Here is an 18,903-nt window from a genome sequence, read left to right as displayed (position 1 = left end):
AACAGCTTACACACTTAGAATACTACTTTTTTACGAAAGTGAACGAAATAGTTGTGACATGTTTGTGAAATGTTGAGCAAACTACTATATACATAGTGTTAACTTCATTTTAAAGTCTTTAAAATTAACCCTTTCCTTAATTGTATTTTTTTGGTATTCTTATATACGAGTCCTATTTTGTAATATAAAAACAATACCCATTGTAGAGCTGTAATACTCTTATCTCCTAATCTGTTATAGTTTTTATAACAGAACAAAAAAGTGTACATATGTTGTACACTTTTTTGTTACCTATAAAATATCTCTTTTTCTATTTCCATCATGGAATCCACCACGACTGCCTGTTAATGCAATTAATTGCTCTAACCCTTCTATATGATCACCAATAATTCGAAGTACAGCTGGTGGATGACCTATTTTAGCAAAATGTTCACTGGGTCGAATACGGTTCATCTTATCGACTTCAACACGACTTACACATGCAACTTCAAATCCTGAAAGAATAGCTTTCACTTGAGCTACACACGGTGCCAGTAAAGATCTATATCCAATTTCTTTCAAACACTTACGACTAAATGCATTCGGTACAGCAATAAGAGAGCCTACGCCTAGATCTTTTCTATCACAAGCTAAATTTAATGCATATTTAAATGCAGTTACAAGATGAAGCGGTACTCTTAAATCTAAATAATGATTTAGATCATTTAATGCAACATCTGTTCCATCTGCAATAGCTTTTGCAAAAGGATATAACTCACTTGCTGGAATAACAAAATCGCCGTCTATAAATAATACAATTTCTCCTTTTGCGAAATACGTTCCAAGTGAGCGCCCCACATCATTTCCGAGTGCTTCTTTATATACGATTGTCGTTGCTCCCTTTTCTTTTGCAATCGTTGCTGTTTGATCAGACGAACCATTTACAACAACGATAATTTCAAAAGGTTCAATTTTGCGAAGTTCTTCTATAACGTTTCCAATTGTTTTCTCTTCATCTTGTACAGGAATAATGACCGATAATTGCTTTCCCTTATACAAATTCGATGTAACGCCCCATCCTTGATAAAAATCTTCAAAATCTAAAGTATGATAGACACTATCTCTTTTCCTATTTCCATCATAATACCCTCCGCGCTCATCGCTACCTACTATTCGCTCCGCTACAGCTTCTATATGGTCACCTATCATCCGTTTTTCAGAATGAGAAAGACCCGTGCCATACGCAGCATGCTCGGTCGGCCGAAATTTATTTGGTGTAATAACGTCAATTGCACAATGTCGACTAATTCTCCATTTGCTTTGAACAAGACGTAAATGAGCGACAATAGGATTAACAAAACATTCATACCCAATGCTTTGAACAACTTCTTTCGTCAACGCATGAGGTACAGATAATAAAGAGTCAATTTTTAACTCCTCACTCTCTAACATTGCATTTAATATTTGGCGCCACACTGTCACTGAGTGCGGTTTTTGTTTCTTTAAAAATAACGCATCCAAATTATTTAAAACGATGTCGGCCTGATCATGTAAAATTGGATTTAGGAATAATTGTAACTTTGAAGTTTGAATAACAAAATCTCCATCTATAAATAGTAATACATCACCTATCGCGTGTTTTGCGCCAACTGCACGGCCCACATCATTCCCCAGTAGCTCTGTATACTTGATTACTTTACACCCTAAATGATCAGCAACCTCTTCTGTACCATCGTTACAACCGTTTGCTACTACAATAATCTCTACTGGATTTAATCCTTTTGCCGATTGAATAACGTCTGAAATCGTATCCACTTCATTACATACAGGTATAATAATCGATAGTGACTTAGCCATTGTTTTCTTCACGAAACCATTTAATAGTTTCTTTCAACCCTTGTTCCCACGTTACTTTCGCTTGAAATTGAACAAGTTCTCTTAATTTCGTTACATCTGGTCTTCTATTTGGAATTTCTTCAAAGCCATGTGGATATACTTCTTCGAAAGGAACTTGAACAATTTTTGAAGAAGAATTCGTTAATTTTTTTATTACTGCTGCTACTTCTTTTATACTCTTTTCATTCTCAGAACCTATATTAATAATCTCACCATTTACCTTCTCATCCATTGCTCGAATCGTTGCCTCTACCGCATCACTTACATACGTAAAACAACGTGTCTGCTTTCCATCTCCATATACGAGAATGTCTTCTCCTCGCAGTGCTGCGCGGATAAATCGTGGGATTACCCCTGCATACGGACCATCTTTCGCTCTTGGACCATAAATATTAAAATAACGAACAATCGTTACAGGTAAACCTTCTAAAGCGTATCCTAAACATAATGTTTCTTCTAACGTTTTACAAATTGCATAACTCCAACGTATTTTAGAGGTTGCACCGTATAATCGATCTCCTTCTTCAGAAAAGGGCGGCTTTGCCTTACCATATACTTCTGAAGTAGACGCAAAAACTACTTTCTTCTTTCCTTTTAGCGCTGCTTGTAAAATGTTTCTCGTTCCATCAAAATTCGTTTCAATAAGCTCTATGCTCTTTTCCATTGTCGTTTTCACACCTAAAATTGCTGCTAAATGAAACACTACATCATGTTGATTTACTAATTCATAAATAGAATTTTTATCTAAAACACTTATTGGAATAACCCGAATTTCTTTCATTAACTCATCATGATATTTATTTTTCCCTTTATAGAAGTTATCAACGATAGTGACATCATAACCTCTTTTCACCAGCTCTTCAGCTAAATGCGATCCAATAAATCCTGCTCCACCTGTAATTAAACATTTCTTACTCATACACTCACCTTCTTTATAATTCCACGTGTATCTACGACTTGCTTTATCCCTTTAAAAACCTTCCAATCGATATTAGAGTGGTCTGTTAAAATTAAAATACAATCCGCTTGTTTAACGACTTGTTCATCCAAAGAAACAGATTGATACACCTTATCTCCAAATTTTGCAGAAGAAATATATGGATCGTGATACGTTATCTCATATCCTGCTTTTATTAACAATTCAATAATTGGCAACGCTGGCGATTCTCTTAAGTCATTTACATCTTTTTTATATGCAATCCCTACAATTAAAACCGTTGCAGGTGATTGCACCACACCTTTTACTTTCCGGACCACTTTCTCTGGCATTTCCTCATTAATTACATGTGCCGCCTCAATTAATTGACTAATTGCTCCATTCTTTTTTATTCTCCACTGGAAATATAAAGGATCTACCGGAATACAGTGTCCCCCTATCCCTGGTCCTGGCCAATACGGCGTAAATCCAAACGGTTTTGTAGATGCCGCTTCAAGTGCCTCATAAAAATCAATTCCTAAACTTTCACATAGTGTATTTAACTCATTTACTAATGAAATATTGACTAAGCGCTGAATATTTTCAAATAGCTTACACATTTCTGCTACTTTTGGGGAGCTAACTGGAACAACTACATCAAATATAGTGCTATACAAAGCCTGTACTTTTTGTTTACACATTTCTGTTTGTCCACTAATGACTTTTGGAATCGTTTGAACTGAATATTGACTATTAGCTGGGTCAATTCTCTCAGGAGAATACCCAATATAGAAATCTTCTCCTACCTTTTTTCCTGTTTGAGAAATAATCGGAATAATAACTTCCTCGAGCGTACCTGGATATGTGGAACTTTCGAAAATGAAGGTTTGTCCTTTTTGAAGGTTTTGTTGTATATAATGCGAAGCTGAAATAAGGGCACTTAAGTCCGGTTCTCTTTGTTCATTAATTGGAGTTGGGACAGTGACAATAACATAATCACTATTTTGAAAATCAGCAATACCTTGATCCGGTGTATTGACTATTAATTTTTTTCTAGTCAATAAACTCTGTAACAATTTAGAAGAAACATCTGGAATATAACTTTCTCCCTGTATAATTGATTCTATTTTTCTAGTATCTTTATCTAATCCAAGCACTGTATGTCCTCTCTCTGCAAAATGAACTGCCAAAGGAAGACCAACATATCCTAATCCGATAATGGCAACTGTACTACTAACATTCATCTGTATTCTCTTCTTCCTTTCTCAATTGTTGAATGATATTTCTATTCCGCTCTCCATCTGTAAAACCCCCGCGCTCGTCTGTGGATTGCAATAAATATGCAATCGCCTCAAGTTGATCACCGAAAATACGATCAAATGCTGGAATACGCCCATTTACAAATCCATGTTGCTCTGGGCGTACTCGATTTGTTTTTATGACATCTACAAAGTCTACCGCTGTAATAGAAAATCCCTCCAAAATAGCTTTCATTTGAGCGAGTGGTGGAATGATAAGAGAATCATATCCGATTTTCTCTATTACCTTTTTATGCATAGCATGTGGTACTGCCGTTAATGAGTTATTCCATAAATCTGGTCGTTTCGCTACCAAATTCACAAAATATTTTCCCATGCTAATTGGGTCTGCCGGATGAAACATATCTAATAAACACTGTAAATCATTCAATGCCACATCATTTCCATCTTCGATAGCATGTAAAAATGGAATTAGTTTTTCCCCTGGAATAACAAAATCACCATCGACAAATAAACAAATATCGGCCGTAGCATGCATAGCTCCTATCGCTCGGGCTACATTATGTCCAAGCGCTTCCTCAAATTCAATAACAATGACATTCTCTAGCTTTGCTTGTTTAACTGTCTCAACGTCCGCTCCATTCGCAACAACTATAATTTCATCTATACCTGCTTTTTTCACTTCTTGTATAACAGATCTTATAGTCGTCTTTTCTTCTGATACTGGGATAATCGCACTATATTTTGCTTTTTCTCTTTGTAATAAAATTGGTTTATACTTTCCTATAAATTCTCTATCCCTCTTTCCTTCCGAAAAGCCGCCACGCTTACCATATATTTCGATTACGTATTGCAAAGCACGTAAATGATCCCCCATAATACGGCTAGTCGCTTTCGGATAAGGAGAACCGGGTGATGTACCAGTATGAACAGGACGCACTTTATTTGTATGAATGACATCGACTGAAGCCATATCGACAATATCTACTCCTCTAGACATCGCCATCGCTTGAAATAGTGCTGGATCCGCTAAATTCCACCAACCAAACTTCTGAATAACTTCCCTACTCATTGCATGCGGAATTGCGATTAAAGATCCAACAACAAGCTCTTTTTTATTCAAATAACGATTCAACATAAATTTTCCAACTGTCGTATAATGCGGTCTCATCTTTAAATAAACGGACCATGTTAAATTATTCACAACAATTTGGTGGCCTTGCTGAATGCCTTTTATAAAACGTTGCAGCTCTCTATGATCAATGACGATATCACCATCTAAAAACAAAACAATGTCGCCTTTCGCTTCTCTTGCACCAATTGCCCGTCCAACATCATTACCAAGAGAATATTTATAATAAATGACATGGCAATGATGTTGTAAGGCTATTTCTTTTGTTCCATCTGTCGACCCATTATCTACTACGATAATTTCATATGGTTTCAATTTCTCCACTTCTACTAAGACTTGTGATAAAGTACTCGCTTCATTATGCGCCGGAATAATAACTGATACCCTCATACTTGTACCACGCTTACCCTTCCAAGCGAACATAAGAAATGATAGGAATACGTACAACTACATCTTCCGGTGGTCCATAAGAAGGAGAAGTACGAACACTTACTGCCCCGTCTGTCACAGATAACAAAATACCCGCAACAATTTCGACCGCTGTCACAACTTGCACTAGCTCACCAACATGGTTACGTAATTCTTCAGTAAATAACATATATAAGTCTCCTTTCTTACGCTTCTTTAATTGATATAATACTTGTAAATGGTAATAAAACTTCTGTTCCTATTCCTTCTTGCAGTGTTAAGAAATCATCACCAACTGCTACAATTACACCTGTTAACTGTCCAACTGTCACCGTAATTTCTACATTTTTACCTAAATACTGCTCTGCAATTTCTTTAAAAGGTGATGTATTACATTCTTTTAAAATGTTACAAATAATAGATTGAAATCTACTTGATTCAATAAATTCTTCCGTAGCTTGCTTGGAGTTTCTTTGAATAAACCTCGCGAAGTTTTGCGAAAACAAAAGTCGTTCCACAGCAGGCAATAACTTATTATCTAAAAAATAATCTAATTGTCTATTAAACAATCTCGATAACTTTTTCCAATACTTACCGAATAAACACATACACTTCTCCTCCTATTATTTTTAAATTATAAAAATATATCCATACATCTTAATGTATACAAAGCAGACTCTTTTTGTGATAGGTAAGACATACATTTTTCAACGAAACAATATGTTCTAATCACATAAAAAAAAGACTACCTAAAAAGATAGTCTCTTACACTTCAATATTTCGTAACATCGTATAAATGTCATTATTCACTTTACCAAAAGATTTAATGTTGTTTTGAATGTTAGATAATAAAACAACATACACACTACCATTTTTACTAAATCCATTTAAACAGTTCCAGCCTGGCATTACACCGTGATTCGAATAACTTCCCGGGTCTACGTACCATCCAAACCCGTAATCTTTTTTTCCACCTGTAAACATTTGATCGTAGCTTTCTTTTGAAATCAACTTTCCAGAGAAGAGCGCTTCATTAAATAAATATAAATCATGGGCACTTGTATATATATCACCACAACCATAAAGTTGTGACATACTTGGAATATTAGGTGTTGTCATATTGTTATTTACTATTTTATAACCTGTCGATGGAAATCTCGTTTGTTCTAGCTCTCTACCAAAACCAGAATGTTTCATACCAGCAGTAGCAAAAACATGTTGTTTAATATACTCTTCTAACGGTTGTCCGCTTACCTTCTCAGCAATATAGGCAAGTATCGAATAGTTAGAATCGGAATACTTCCATTTCTCTCCTGGACTTCCAATACGCTTTTGCTTTCCTATTCGTTTTATCAATTCTTCATGAGAGATATCCTCTGTTCCCTGCTCGTACTCTGGAATTCCTGATGTATGTGTTAGTAAATGTTTTAACTGAATACCATTACCTTGAGGGAAATCTGGAATATACTTCGCAATCGTATCCTCTACATTTAACTTATTTTGATCTTTTAATTGCATAATAGCAGTCGCTACAAAAGCCTTTGAAATAGAACCAATATAAAAAGTTGTCTCTGAATTATTCGGTACTTGTTTCTCTTTATTCGCCATACCGTATCCTTTATTCAAAAGAACCTTTCCGTTCTTCACAATAACCGCTGTCCCGCTAAATCCTGTTTTTTGCAAATATTGATCTAATTGAGCGTTTTCATTAATTTCTTGAGGTGGTCCCTCAGCAGGCTGTTCTGCAGCTTGTGCTTGCTTCACTTGTTCTTCCTGCTCTATTTGTTTTTTTGCTTCTTGCTTCTTTTTTTCTTCTTTCTTTTTTAGCTCTTCTTGTTTCTTCATTTCTGCTGCTACTTTTAAAGTTTCTTCTTTCTTATTATGCGCAACAATTTTTGTATACATGAAATATACAAGTGAAAATAGTAAGACGAGAATGATTGTTCTTTTTATGTATACAATCGGCCGACGTGATTTCCCATTCGCATTATTTTTTTCGTGATCCATGATTACTTTTTTCCCCTTATTCACCAATAATTTAATCTCTCTACTAAAGATTTATTTTAGTAGATTATGGATAATCCATTCTATGTCATCCCTACTTTATCACGCACTGCACATATTACCAACCTATATGTATAAAAAAGAAAAAGAAAATTTACAAAAGTAAGATTCCCGTTAAATTTTTAACATAAAAAAAGAGGATATCCTCTAAAAACTGATGTTATCAATCTTTTTGGATATCCTCTTATCTAATTATTTATACGTGTTTTTTCATATCATCGGCAACAGATTCAACATTTGTACCTACGATAACTTGGACACTCGTGTTACTTAATTTCATAACACCTTTTGCACCAGCACGTTTTAATGCTGCTTCGTTTACTTGACCAGCATCTTTCACTTGTAAGCGTAGACGTGTTGCACAGTTATCAATAACTGTTAAGTTTTCTTTTCCACCTAAAGCTGCTACGTAAGTTTCACCAATTGAACCTGCAACTGGAGCTTCTTCGCCTTCAGCCATTTCCTCTTCATCTTCACGACCAGGAGTTTTTAAGTCGAACTTCTTAATTAAGAAGTAGAATACTACAAAGTAAATTGCTGCGTAAATTAAACCGATTCCTGCTAGTAACAATGGTTTTGTTGCAATACCGAAGTTTAAGACGTAATCGATTGCCCCGGCACTAAATGAGAAACCATCATGAATGCCAAGTGTTGTTGTAATGAATAGAGACAGACCTGTTAATACAGCATGAATTCCATATAGTACTGGTGATAAGAACATGAATGAGAATTCAATTGGCTCTGTAATACCAGTTAAGAATGAAGTTAATGCTAGACCACCTAACATACCTGTAACCATTTTACGTTTTTCTGGTTTAGCAGCTGCAATCATTGCGAAACATGCTGCTGGTAAACCGAACATCATAACTGGGAAGAAACCAGTCATGAACATACCTGCTGATGGATCTTTTGCAAAGAAACGTGCAATATCACCATGAACGATATCGCCTGCTGCATTTGTAAAGTCACCAAGTACGAACCAGAAGTATGTGTTCATTACGTGGTGTAAACCAATTGGAATTAATAAACGGTTTAATAATCCAAATAAACCAGCACCAATTGAACCTAAGTTCACGATACCATGTGCCACTGCATCAATACCACTTTGAATTGTTGGCCAAATTTGACCGAATACTAATCCTAAAAGTAACATTACGATTGAAGTAATGATTGGTACAAAGCGTTTTCCTGCAAAGAATCCTAACCATTCTGGTAGTTTAATCTTATGGAATTTGTTGTATAATAGTCCCGCAACAACCCCTGCAATAATACCACCGAGTATGGCCATGTTTATTTTTGGCGTTAACGCCGCTGCTTTTGAAACCTTTGTCATTGTATCTGCTAATTTAGTTGGATCTACTGAACCGACTAAATCTTGAACACTTTTTAATTTATCATTTAACTCTGCTGCTGAATACGTCTTACTTAGAGCATTCGTTGTATTTTGTAAAACAAGATATCCGATTGCTCCGGCAAGTCCAGCTGCTCCACTACCGTCAACAGACAAACCGATTGCAACACCAATTGCAAAAATAAGTGCTAAATTATCAAAAATTGCTGCACCGGCCTGTGCCATAACAGGAATGTTAAATACGTCTTCTTGTCCTAAACGAAGCAATAATCCTGCTGCTGGTAGTACGGCAATTGGAAGCATTAACGCTTTACCAATACGTTGTAGAAACTGCAACATTTTAATTCCCCCTATCAAATTTATGAAATCGTTATCATTATAAGTACGCCTTAGAAAACGCTTTCTATTTACATAACCATAATAACATATAGTTGTATAGATGTGTAGTTTTTATTTTTGAATTTTTTATGGATAAATCTCCTATTTCCAAACTGTTATATAAAAGGAAATTTCTCCTTTTTCACTACAGAATATTCAAAACGAAAGACCCTCTATAGAACATGCAACTTTCGTTTTATCATTCCACTTTTTCATGTTATTATTTATTTCCGAGCATATCGGGAAAAGTAAACTTAGTTAATTCGAAATAGGAGCGTTGGTACTATGCAGTGCATTGAAACAAACAACTTACAACAGTTGTTAGAACAAGTAAAACCATATACGAAAAAAGGAAAGCTTGCTACTTATATCCCCGAACTAGGAAATGCCAATCCAGATGATTTAGGGATTGCCATTTTTCATAAAGAAACAGAATACATCCATGCTGGCAACTCACAAACACTATTCACTCTTCAAAGTATTTCAAAAGTAATTACACTTGCACTTGCCCTTTTAGATCGTGGTGAAGAATATGTATTTTCTAAAGTTGGAATGGAACCAACCGGTGATCCATTTAATTCTATTATTAAATTAGAAACGACAAGTCCTTCTAAACCACTTAATCCAATGATTAATGCAGGGGCACTAGCCATTACAAGCATGTTAGCAGGAAAAGATAATGAAGAAAAAATGGATCGCATTCTTCATTTCGTACGTGAAATAACAGATAATCCTACTATTAATTATTCTTCTAAAGTTGCCAATTCAGAATTAGAGACAGCTTACTTAAATCGTTCACTTTGTTACTATATGAAACAAAACGGAATTATTGATTGTGATATCGAAGAACTGATGGATTTATACACTCGTCAATGTGCAGTTGAGGTAAACTGTATCGATTTAGCGCGTATCGGTTTAATTTTTGCGATGGATGGATATGATCCATATAAGGAAAAACAAATTATCCCTAAGCATATTACAAAGATTTGTAAAACATTTATGGTTACATGCGGTATGTATAACGAGTCTGGTGAATTTGCGATTCGTGTTGGTATCCCCGCAAAAAGTGGTGTAGCTGGTGGCATTTTCGGCTGTGTAAAAGGAGAAATGGGCATTGGTATTTTCGGACCAGCTTTAGATGCAAACGGAAATAGTATCGCTGGCTTTAAAATTCTTGAACTTCTTTCTGCCCAAGAAGGTTGGAGTATTTTTTAATTGAGAGCTATCCTGCTATACTAGCAGGATTTTTTCATTTCATAAAAACCTTAACTGTATCAACTATCCACGCCCGTACAAAAACCGTGCTGAAAGTTTCTCTATATCATGCATATTTGCTCCCCCCTCCTGAATAATATAGTACAACCTAGCGCTATATGTGGAGGTGTGAAAGATGAAACTAATATTTCAAATGGGAAAACAACCTGTTCTTGAAAAAACAATTCTTCTTTTTATATTGAGTATTGTAGAAAGCTTGAAGTTAAAAGTCGTTTCACTCGATGAAGCTCACCGATACATATTCAATTTAGAAGTACTTGAACTATTAATGGATCGGAACATCGATGATCAAGTACTGGAACTTATTCATTTCGGAATGGGACTTGAAGACATTCATCATGTGCTTCCTGAAGAACTTGAACATACAATTGAAGAATTAAAGTGGCTTTGTATCCAAGTATTAAGTGAGTACAGTATGCATGAAGAATCGGAACAATTAATTGAAGATATACGTTAAAAAAAGCACCTATGTAGGTGCTTTTAATGTTTTTTCAAACTATTTTTATACGCTTCAATATTTACTGGTAGCTCTTCCTCTTCCAAAGTATGTTCATTTACATCTTTATGAATGAACGCACCTTTAGGTGGTTGGTGATCATGCCCTTTTTTCTTATGATCAAATGCTTTCCCGCGTCCCATACAAATCCCCCTTTCTTAAAAGAAATCCGTATTAGTATGGAGAAAAGTACGTCGATATATGCAATCCCTTGCTGTATTTCCAAGGAAATACTCGAACCTTGTTTTCTACTCTCCTTACAACAACTGATCTATCCCGATAAGAATTAATAACACGCCCGCAATAACCGTAGCCCATTTCCCTAAGTATTCTGCTAAATATCGTTTTCCTACATACGCAAAACCACTTATGCAAATAAAACTAAACACCCCAGAAATAGTTGCTGTAAGCCAAAGGTTCAAGTTTGTTACTCCAGCATCAAATCCACCTGCAATATTATTAATAGACAAAGCAATCCCTAAAACAATTGCTTCTGAAAAACTAATCGTTTTAGAACCATCAAAATCTGCTTTTTCTGGATCACGTAAAATTCCCATAAGTACATTACCATCTTTAGAGCCTACGGTATTTCTTTGCCCCAAGAAAGGCTGGCACAAAATAAACACACCGATTATCCCTAAAACGATTGCTCCAATCAAGTTTGCTGTAAACTCTGAAATAAATAACGCAATCCAGTTCCCAAAAAATCCAGCTAATAAAGTAAATAAAAAACCAAAAAATGCGATGATAAAATTGTTGAACCACAAAATTCTAATTTTACGAATGCCATATGCAATCCCAACACCTGCATTATCTAAATTAGAAGCAATCCCAATTAAAAAAATTGAAAATAGACCTGCCGTACTCATAAATAGCCACCCCTTTTTCTCACTTTTCAATGCATCTTATGAAAATGTTGAGCAACTGTGCCTGTCTGTTTCATATACATGTAATAAATGCTCAACATTTTTTCAACAATAAAAAGGAGTGCCTTCGCTATGCCTAAAGAAAATCCAAATGAGCGGCTTAGTAGATTAATAAAAAAACTTTTAAAAGAACGTGCCTTATCTATGCGCCAACTCGGAATGCTTACAAATATTGATCCCGCAACAATCTCAAGAATTATGAATGGTAAACAACCGCCAAAACAAAAACACCTACAAAAATTCGCAGAATGTCTGCAAGTTCCACCCCAATTGTTATTTGATGAAATGTATCCTGATTCTCCTCACATTAATAAAGAAAAGACGGATATGTACACATCTCTTGATACAATTCAGCAAACGCTGCAATCCTCTAACTTATTCGATTTCGACTACACAACAACCCGCGTAAAACAAGAACTTGAAAACTATGAACGATATGCGCAAACAACAGAAGGTGAAAAACGTATTCATGAAAGTTTTGCAAGCAAGTTAGAACAAATTGATAGTGCTGGTCCTTTCATTGAACAATTAACGGATATGTATCAACAATTTTGCAATGAAACGATTCCAAAAGAAGAGCGTGCAGTCCTTGGCGGCGCATTACTGTATTTCATTTTATCGACAGATATTATTCCCGACTATCTCTTTCCAATTGGTTATTTAGATGATGCAATTGCTGTTGAATTAGCGAAAGAGAAATTAATTGAGCTAAAACGAAAGACATAGAAAAATAAAGAACTATTTCAGTTGTTTCTATCCAACTCTGAAATAGTTCACTAAAAAATCGTACAAGTATACATACCTGTACGATTTCAACATACTAATCTATTTTTTTCGTATGACACCATTCGTATATAAATGCTGTTATTACTTTTGTAAATTCAATTAACTGTTCTATTTCTACTTTCTCATTTATTGAATGAGCTTCCTCTAATGTACCTGGTCCGTAAATAACGGCCGGAATATGAAATTCACTAAACCAACCACCATCCGTTACCGTTGCAGACATATCTAAAATTGCATTTTTAGAAAGAATTGATTCGTGTACTAAGCTAAGCGTTTTTACAGCTGCATGTTCACTATCTATTTCTAAAGAAGGGAAAATTTCGCCACGATCCACAATCATTGATTCTCCGCCCCACTTAAAATGTGGTGGATTTTCAGTTAGCCATGGATCGGCAGCTGCCACTTTCCCAATATACTCTTCAATTTCTTTTATTATTTGTTCATGTGTTTCATTCGGATAAAAGTGTACTGTTATCCATAACCGGCACTCATCCGCAATAAATGCTGCATGTCTTCCGCCTTCAATAACAGCTGGATTAATTGTTGTTGTTCCAAATGGATAGCCTTCATATGTTTTCATAACTGCCCAGTGACGCTCTAATTCTTGTAAACTTTGCACAATTTTCATCATTTTTTCAATCGCGCTCGCTCCGAATAAACGCCCCCCTGCATGGATCATTTGCCTACGTGTTGCATCATGAAACGTTTGCGGGCTTTTCACAGTAATCCACCCAGTAATTACGCCGCCCTGTCCTTGCATATGTAAATCACTCGTATCTACTACGACTGCAAAATCAGCATCATACCCTCTTTTGCAGCATTGAAGTGTACCCGCTTCTCCCACTTCTTCCCCAATTACGGATTGAAAGATTAGATCTCCAGGTAATTCAATACCAGCTTCTTGTAATAGCTGAATAGCAAATAGTGCCCCAGCCAGTCCCCCTTTCATATCTGCTGCACCACGTCCAACTAACCAACCATCTTTTATAAATGGCTCAAACGGATTCGTTTCCCACGCCTCACCTGCTGATATTTCCGCTACATCCATATGCCCATTAATAATAAGACTTTTATATGTGTCACTTTCTATCCCTTTTTTCACCCCAACAACGTTCGGATCATTCGGATATACATCCCATTTATCAACACTAAAATTTCGTTTTCTTAAAAACTGTGCAACAAATTCTTGCGCCTCATTTGTGTTTCTCGCCGGCGGTGCTGGTGTTTCAAAACGAATTAAGGTTTTTGTAAGCTCTAGTAACTCATCTTTTCGTAAATCAATCTGTTCTAATAGCTGTGAAACTTCTTCATTCATCGCTAATCCCCCTTTGCATACATAGTATGTTTCCAGCTTTATTTTCACAAAAAAAGAGACTGTTTACAATTTTACAGTCTCCAAATTACTCAATATTATAAACTTTCTACTTCTGTTGTATCTGTCTTTTCAATATGTTCTACTTTATGTGCCTTATTTCTTGTCGCACGGTAAAACAGTAAGCAAACAATCATAAATGGAATTCCACAATACAATGCCATTCTTTGTTCTGGAATAAAGGCCATACCTACAATTACCGTTATATTTAATACTAACGCAAGCAGTGGAACGAATGGATACAGCGGTGTTTTAAATTTCAAGTCTTTCACATCTCCGCCCTGCTTTATATATGACCTTCTAGCTAATAAGTTAGATAGAGCAATAGATGCCCAAACTAATATCGCTCCGAACCCAGCAATAGAAAGTAGCCATAAATAAACTGTATCTTCCGCATAAATACCTGATAGTAATGAAAGGCAACCTACAATTGTACTTACAATCAATGCATAAATAGGAACACCATTTTTAGATAACTTACCAAAAATCGGACTAATCATTCCTTGATTAGACATAGACCATAGCATACGAGAAGTTGCATATAATCCTGAATTCGCAACGGATAGAACCGCTGTAATAATAACGAAATTGATAATATCGGCTGCATAAGGAATACCAATTTTATCAAATACAACTACAAATGGACTTTCTATTACTCCCGCCTGTTGCCAAGGGAATAATCCTGCAAGAATGAAAATAGATAATACAAAGAACACGAGTATACGCCAAACTGTATTATTAATTGCCTTCGGGATTGTTTTCTCTGGATTTTCACTCTCACCTGCTGCAATACCGACTAGTTCTGTTCCTTGGAAGGAAAAGTTAACAGCAATCATCGTAATTAAAATAGCGGATAATCCATTTGGAAACAATCCACCATAATCAGTAAAACTAGAGAACATTGGTGCTGGTTCATTTCCTTTCATATCTAGAAAACCAAACATCGCTGCCCCGCCCAAAATAATAAATGCAATGATTGTAATGACTTTAATACTTGCAAACCAAAATTCAACTTCTGCAAAACTTCTTGAAGATAACGCGTTAATAGCAAAAAGTAGTACCGCAAACACTACGCACCAAATCCAAGACGGTACATCAGGAAACCAGCGTTTCATTAAAATACTAACTGCAATTAGTTCAATACCTATCGTAGCCGACCAGTTTAACCATGACATCCATCCAACTACATAACCTGCTGCAGGAGAAATATGCTTTGTCGCATACGTTTGATAAGATCCTGCGTCAGGCATCGCAACAGCTAATTCTCCGAGACAGAGCATCGTTAAATACATAACAAATCCTCCAACAAGATAAGCTACAATCGCTCCTCCAGGCCCAGCTTCATGAATTGTATACCCCGATCCTAAAAAAAGTCCGGTACCAATAACTCCTCCAAGTGCAATCATAAATATGTGTCTGCTTTTCAATTCCCTTTTTAATCCTTGGTTTTGATCCATCATATAAATCCCCCCTTTTCACTTTGTAACCCTATTAAATGTAAGCGTTTCAAAAATTCTTCATCGTAAAATAAATTATTAAAGAGTGCAAAATACATATCATGCAATTAATCACTACCTGTTATTAAAAGATCATCCCTCATTGTTATTAATAACTTTTGATCAGCGATAGCTTGTCCCTCTACTACTTCTAATGATTCAATATACCCACTTATTCCTACCTTAATTTCTACTTTCTGTTTATCTATCGTTTCAATTAACGCTAATTTCTCCCACTCATATACGTAAGAACTTTCCTTAACAAATAACTTCTCTACTTTCCCGTAACAAGGACTATACACGCCTTCTATAACCGTCTTCACTTTATAAATTCCTCCTTCTTATTAGTTGGTACTGAAACGTTGCATATCCCTCCTTTAAAAATTTCAATTATTATTTATGCAAAATGCGTACCAATCTCCAATTCCTATTTAAAATGAAGGTTTCTCACAAAAAAAACTTCATAACCGCAAAATTTTTCTAGCATTTAAGAAGTTTTAAAAAGAAAATAGCAAAAAAATTTTGCGGTTTTATAAGAATTTTAATAAAATTATAAAAAGTCAGTCTTCATAGGGTGAAATGAGGAGAAGATAATCTATGCGTACAGAAGAAATTAATTTAAAACAGATCATTGAAATGAATATGCTATATGAAACTTTACTCAATGAACTCGATATCGGGATTCATATTATTAATGAGGAAAGTAAAACGATTATCTATAACCGCAAAATGATGGAAATTGAATCAATGGAACGCTCAGATGTGTTATATAAAAATCCTTTAGAAGTATTCGCATTTGAAGAAAATAAAAATAGTACTCTTATAGAAGCATTAAAATTAGGAAAAACAAACAAAAATATAAAACAAACATACTTTAACAATAAAGGGCAAGAAATTACGACGATTAACAATACTTTCCCTATAATAGAAAATGGAAAAATTAAAGGCGCTATTGAAATTTCAAAAGAGATTAGCAATTCTAAACAAACAATGAAAAAAAACCTTTCCCGAAAACAAAATAATAAGTTTACCTTTGATCACATAATTGGTGATTCTGAAGCCATTCAATCAATCATTGCGGAAGGGAAAAGGGTAATTCGTACATCCTCCTCTATACTTCTCGTAGGAGAGACAGGCACTGGGAAAGAACTATTTGCACAAAGTATCCATAATGAAAGCCAGCGTTCAGGCAAACCATTTATTTCACAAAACTGTGCCGCTATACCTGATACACTCATGGAAAGCTTATTATTTGGTACGAACCGCGGTGCATTTACAGGAGCTATTGATAAAGCTGGTTTATTTGAAGAAGCAAACGGAGGAACTTTACTATTAGATGAGATTAACTCATTAAGTCCAGCGCTTCAAGCGAAATTACTGCGAGCTATACAAGAAAAAACAATACGAAGAATCGGAGGCACACAAGAAAAAGAAATTGATGTTCGCATTATAGCAACTATTAATGAAGACCCTCTTGAAGCTATGACACACAATCGATTACGGGAAGACTTATATTATCGATTAAGTGTCGTTACTTTATGCCTCCCGCCTTTACGTGAACGAAAAGACGATATTCCGGCTCTTGTTCAACACTTTATCGAAAAATACAACATTCAATTTGGACTTAGTGTAACAGATGTAGATGTGCATGTAAGAGAATTTTTGTATGCATATGATTGGCCTGGAAACGTAAGAGAATTGGAACATATCATTGAAGGTTCAATGAATTTAGTTGAAGATGAAAACATCATTACAGCGTTTCATCTTCCCACTCGCTTTCGCGAACGAATAAAAAAAGAATTCAATACGCAACCTTTCCTAACTAATAACGATACTGATACACCTAAAACATTAAAACACACAATAGAAGCAATGGAAAAGAACTACATCAATCAAATTCTAAAAGAATATCACGGTAATATCTCACAAGCTGCAAAGTTTTTAGGATTAAGTAGACAAAACTTACAATATCGAATTAAAAAACTGCATTTACACATATAAAATAAGACTTTAATCAGTGGCGGTTTTGTCCATCTTCGACTGATGACTAGCCCTCACCAATTAGTCTTTTATTGCCTATTAAAACGGGATCAATCTGTTTCCAAGTACAAATAAAAAATTGGTAAAATATGATATAATTAACATATAACATACTTGAAAGGAATGATATATATGAGTAGTAATACAAAGTTAAAGTTATTACAATACTTAGCCTTTTTCCCTACCATTGTATGTATGATGTTACTAGTTGATATAAATGCCTATCCTTATGCAAAGCTACTAGCAACACTTAGCGGCTCTTTTGCAGCTATTATGCTTGCTGCTTTTTGGAATTTGAAGATACGTATGAAGAAAGAAAGATCTTCTTAACGCTAAAACATAAAAAAAATCGAGCCTACACCGCTCGATTTTTTTACTGATTATTAAAACTCAACATTCTCCAAATACAAACCACTTGCCTCAGCAAGGCAATTAATCTGATTACGTTGTTTCGCCTCTAAAATGTGTGGAATCGCCTCTGCATCTAATTGTCCTAATCCAACTTCAATTAATGCTCCAACAATTTTTCGTACCATGTTATGAAGGAATCCGTTACCACTTACTCTAATTTGTACAAATCCTGCCTCTTCCATCACATCAAGTGTATATACTTCTCGCACCATAGACTTTTTCTTTGATTTTGCATTTGAAAAAGCAGTAAAGTCATGTGAACCAACTAAATGTTTCGCAGCTTCTTTCATGCTTTTCACATTTAATTTTTTATTCACATGCATGCTGTATTTACGCATAAATGGGTTCGTATGCTCTTCATTCCAAATTTTATACAGATATGTTTTTGCTTTAGAATTGTAACGAGCATGGAATCGATCATGTACTTCTTCCACATTTGTAATGCTAATATCATTTGGCAAATATTGATTTAAATATTTTTTTACTTTATGTTCCACTAACTTCTCATCACTTTGAAAGTTAGCAACTTGATTCAAAGCATGTACACCAGCGTCTGTTCTACTACAACCGATAATTTCAATTTCTTTTCCGACCATTTCGGAAATGACACTTTCGATTTTTCCTTGAATCGTATTATCGTTATTACCGAGACGTTGCCATCCTTTAAAACGTGCACCATCGTACTGAATCGTTAATTTATAATTGTTCATTTTATTCT

General features: G+C 35.2%; 19 protein-coding genes. 5 read left to right on the top strand and 14 right to left on the bottom strand.

From position 1 onward, the window contains the following. Window positions 1-291: 291 nt before the first annotated feature. The 8 genes from ACTFR9_RS21355 to nagE form a co-directional block, all read right to left on the bottom strand. Window positions 292-1,836 carry a glycosyltransferase family 2 protein gene (locus ACTFR9_RS21355; protein WP_001129990.1) on the bottom strand — a complete coding sequence of 515 codons (1,545 nt, stop codon included), beginning with the start codon at window positions 1,834-1,836 and terminating at the stop codon, window positions 292-294. Continuing rightward, on the bottom strand, window positions 1,829-2,794 hold the full coding sequence (locus ACTFR9_RS21350; protein ID WP_000037033.1) for an NAD-dependent epimerase/dehydratase family protein: 966 nt from the start codon (window positions 2,792-2,794) through the stop codon (window positions 1,829-1,831). The genes ACTFR9_RS21355 and ACTFR9_RS21350 overlap by 8 nt, the downstream gene beginning before the upstream one ends. Continuing rightward, window positions 2,791-4,035, bottom strand: coding sequence for a nucleotide sugar dehydrogenase (locus ACTFR9_RS21345; protein ID WP_001103216.1), 1,245 nt, complete (start codon window positions 4,033-4,035; stop codon window positions 2,791-2,793). The genes ACTFR9_RS21350 and ACTFR9_RS21345 overlap by 4 nt, the downstream gene beginning before the upstream one ends. Continuing rightward, complete coding sequence (locus tag ACTFR9_RS21340; protein ID WP_113733009.1) at window positions 4,025-5,605, bottom strand: glycosyltransferase family 2 protein; 1,581 nt, start codon at window positions 5,603-5,605, stop codon at window positions 4,025-4,027. Before ACTFR9_RS21340 ends, ACTFR9_RS21345 begins: the two co-directional genes overlap by 11 nt. Further along, the gene (locus ACTFR9_RS21335) at window positions 5,586-5,780 is read right to left on the bottom strand and encodes a hypothetical protein (RefSeq protein WP_000899481.1); all 195 of its coding nucleotides are present in this window, start codon (window positions 5,778-5,780) and stop codon (window positions 5,586-5,588) included. The genes ACTFR9_RS21340 and ACTFR9_RS21335 overlap by 20 nt, the downstream gene beginning before the upstream one ends. A gap of 16 nt (window positions 5,781-5,796) precedes the next feature. Continuing rightward, the gene (locus ACTFR9_RS21330; protein WP_000335520.1) at window positions 5,797-6,198 is read right to left on the bottom strand and encodes a hypothetical protein; all 402 of its coding nucleotides are present in this window, start codon (window positions 6,196-6,198) and stop codon (window positions 5,797-5,799) included. A gap of 157 nt (window positions 6,199-6,355) precedes the next feature. Further along, window positions 6,356-7,597: a serine hydrolase domain-containing protein gene (locus tag ACTFR9_RS21325; protein WP_000349479.1), complete on the bottom strand. Its 1,242-nt coding sequence runs from the start codon at window positions 7,595-7,597 to the stop codon at window positions 6,356-6,358. Between the two features lie 253 nt (window positions 7,598-7,850). Beyond that, the gene (nagE, locus tag ACTFR9_RS21320; RefSeq protein WP_000938883.1) at window positions 7,851-9,344 is read right to left on the bottom strand and encodes an N-acetylglucosamine-specific PTS transporter subunit IIBC; all 1,494 of its coding nucleotides are present in this window, start codon (window positions 9,342-9,344) and stop codon (window positions 7,851-7,853) included. A 324-nt stretch (window positions 9,345-9,668) separates the two neighbouring features. Here nagE and glsA point away from each other — a divergent pair, with 324 nt between their 5' ends. Both glsA and ACTFR9_RS21310 read left to right on the top strand, forming a co-directional pair. Then, window positions 9,669-10,598 carry a glutaminase A gene (glsA, locus tag ACTFR9_RS21315; protein ID WP_001149849.1) on the top strand — a complete coding sequence of 310 codons (930 nt, stop codon included), beginning with the start codon at window positions 9,669-9,671 and terminating at the stop codon, window positions 10,596-10,598. Between the two features lie 175 nt (window positions 10,599-10,773). Next, complete coding sequence (locus ACTFR9_RS21310; protein WP_000766603.1) at window positions 10,774-11,115, top strand: DUF3969 family protein; 342 nt, start codon at window positions 10,774-10,776, stop codon at window positions 11,113-11,115. Between the two features lie 23 nt (window positions 11,116-11,138). Here the strand turns inward: ACTFR9_RS21310 and ACTFR9_RS21305 are convergent, their stop codons facing one another. Both ACTFR9_RS21305 and ACTFR9_RS21300 read right to left on the bottom strand, forming a co-directional pair. Beyond that, a complete protein-coding gene (locus tag ACTFR9_RS21305; protein ID WP_000532409.1) occupies window positions 11,139-11,297 on the bottom strand; it encodes a hypothetical protein in 159 nt (52 codons plus the stop codon). A gap of 114 nt (window positions 11,298-11,411) precedes the next feature. Beyond that, a complete protein-coding gene (locus tag ACTFR9_RS21300; RefSeq protein WP_229136798.1) occupies window positions 11,412-12,023 on the bottom strand; it encodes a manganese efflux pump in 612 nt (203 codons plus the stop codon). A 129-nt stretch (window positions 12,024-12,152) separates the two neighbouring features. On the opposite strand from ACTFR9_RS21300, the gene ACTFR9_RS21295 reads away from it, so the two are divergent. After that, the gene (locus tag ACTFR9_RS21295; RefSeq protein ID WP_001123717.1) at window positions 12,153-12,806 is read left to right on the top strand and encodes a helix-turn-helix domain-containing protein; all 654 of its coding nucleotides are present in this window, start codon (window positions 12,153-12,155) and stop codon (window positions 12,804-12,806) included. Window positions 12,807-12,900: 94 nt separating this feature from the next. Here the strand turns inward: ACTFR9_RS21295 and ACTFR9_RS21290 are convergent, their stop codons facing one another. The 3 genes from ACTFR9_RS21290 to ACTFR9_RS21280 form a co-directional block, all read right to left on the bottom strand. Continuing rightward, window positions 12,901-14,181 carry an acetylornithine deacetylase gene (locus ACTFR9_RS21290; protein ID WP_001001582.1) on the bottom strand — a complete coding sequence of 427 codons (1,281 nt, stop codon included), beginning with the start codon at window positions 14,179-14,181 and terminating at the stop codon, window positions 12,901-12,903. 95 nt (window positions 14,182-14,276) lie between these two features. Continuing rightward, window positions 14,277-15,698 carry an amino acid permease gene (locus ACTFR9_RS21285; protein ID WP_000969248.1) on the bottom strand — a complete coding sequence of 474 codons (1,422 nt, stop codon included), beginning with the start codon at window positions 15,696-15,698 and terminating at the stop codon, window positions 14,277-14,279. A gap of 104 nt (window positions 15,699-15,802) precedes the next feature. Further along, window positions 15,803-16,057, bottom strand: a complete 255-nt coding sequence (locus tag ACTFR9_RS21280) for a biotin/lipoyl-containing protein (protein WP_000859486.1) — start codon at window positions 16,055-16,057, stop codon at window positions 15,803-15,805. 274 nt (window positions 16,058-16,331) lie between these two features. Here ACTFR9_RS21280 and ACTFR9_RS21275 point away from each other — a divergent pair, with 274 nt between their 5' ends. Together ACTFR9_RS21275 and ACTFR9_RS21270 are read left to right on the top strand one after the other, a co-directional pair. Then, window positions 16,332-17,735, top strand: a complete 1,404-nt coding sequence (locus ACTFR9_RS21275) for a sigma-54 interaction domain-containing protein (RefSeq protein WP_229136797.1) — start codon at window positions 16,332-16,334, stop codon at window positions 17,733-17,735. Between the two features lie 171 nt (window positions 17,736-17,906). Continuing rightward, a complete protein-coding gene (locus ACTFR9_RS21270; protein ID WP_000097847.1) occupies window positions 17,907-18,104 on the top strand; it encodes a hypothetical protein in 198 nt (65 codons plus the stop codon). A 53-nt stretch (window positions 18,105-18,157) separates the two neighbouring features. Here the strand turns inward: ACTFR9_RS21270 and truA are convergent, their stop codons facing one another. After that, on the bottom strand, window positions 18,158-18,895 hold the full coding sequence (gene truA, locus ACTFR9_RS21265; RefSeq protein ID WP_001067307.1) for a tRNA pseudouridine(38-40) synthase TruA: 738 nt from the start codon (window positions 18,893-18,895) through the stop codon (window positions 18,158-18,160). Window positions 18,896-18,903: the final 8 nt, after the last annotated feature.

Origin of the sequence: Bacillus cereus group sp. MYBK222-1 (genome assembly GCF_051916425.1) — a bacterium.
In the GTDB taxonomy this organism is placed as follows: Bacteria; Bacillota; Bacilli; order Bacillales; family Bacillaceae_G; genus Bacillus_A; species Bacillus_A paranthracis.
Note: the sequence above shows the minus strand (reverse complement) of the source record. Positions and strands in the feature narration are given on the sequence as shown.